The sequence below is a fragment of the Fervidicella metallireducens AeB genome (assembly GCF_000601455.1).
Lineage (GTDB): Bacteria > Bacillota > Clostridia > Clostridiales > Caloramatoraceae > Fervidicella > Fervidicella metallireducens.
Genome location: NZ_AZQP01000138.1, coordinates 1 through 1,022, shown reverse-complemented (window position 1 = coordinate 1,022; position 1,022 = coordinate 1). Strand labels below are relative to the sequence as shown.

The following is a 1,022-nucleotide window of genomic DNA, read 5'->3' as shown; positions in this document are numbered from 1 at the left end:
GGGTTTAGACCATTAAGAAGTGCAAAGCAAGCAGTTGAAAAGTGCAAAGGATACATCAATGCAGGTTATACCTGGGTTGTGGATATAGACCTTGCAAAATACTTTGACACAATAAACCACGACAAATTAATAAGACTGCTATCTAACGATATAAAAGACGGCAGAGTAATCTCTCTAATACGAAAATATCTACAAAGTGGTGTAATGATAAATGGTGTGATTATGGAAACAGAAGAAGGTGCACCGCAGGGTGGTCCGCTATCACCATTATTAAGCAATATAATGTTACACGAACTTGATGTAGAATTAACAAAGCGTAAGCTTTGCTTTTGTAGATATGCTGATGATTGCAATATATATGTCAAAAGCAAGAAAGCAGCCAATAGAGTAATGGAGAGTATTGTGAAGTTTATTGAGCAAAAGTTAAAACTTAAAGTGAATAAGGATAAAAGCACAGTAGATAGACCTTGGAAAGTTAAATTTTTAGGGTTTTCTTTCTATAGAGGTAAAGGCGAATATAGAATAAGAGTTCATGAGAAACCTTTGAAGAAATTCAAAACAAAACTCAAGGAATTAACTTCAAGAAGTAATGCAATGAGAATGGAATATAGGTTTCTAAAATTAAAACAAGCAATAACAGGATGGATAAACTATTTTGCTATTGCCGACATGAAAAACATTCTAAGAACACTTGATGAATGGTTAAGGCGAAGGATAAGAATGTGTTTTTGGAAACAATGGAAGAAGATTAAAACTAAACATGACAATCTTGTAAAATTAGGAATTGAAAATATTAAAGCATGGAAATATGCAAACACAAGAAAAGGCTATTGGAGAATATCCAACAGCCCTATATTATCCAGAGCACTAACCAATAAATACCTCAAAGAAATAGGTTTGGTTTCAATATCTGAAATTTATTCATCTGTACATTAATTTCTATTGAACCGCCGTGTACCGAACGGTACGCACGGTGGTGTGAGAGGACGCTGAATAAAATAATTATTCAGCTCCTACTCGAT

Annotated in this window: 1 protein-coding gene; it reads left to right on the top strand. The window is 33.9% G+C overall.

What is annotated here, in order from left to right; genetic code table 11:
- On the top strand, positions 1-936 hold a 936-nt coding region (locus Q428_RS14120), incomplete at its 5' end, for a group II intron reverse transcriptase/maturase (RefSeq protein ID WP_035382074.1).
- Between the last annotated feature and the right edge of the window lie 86 nt (positions 937-1,022).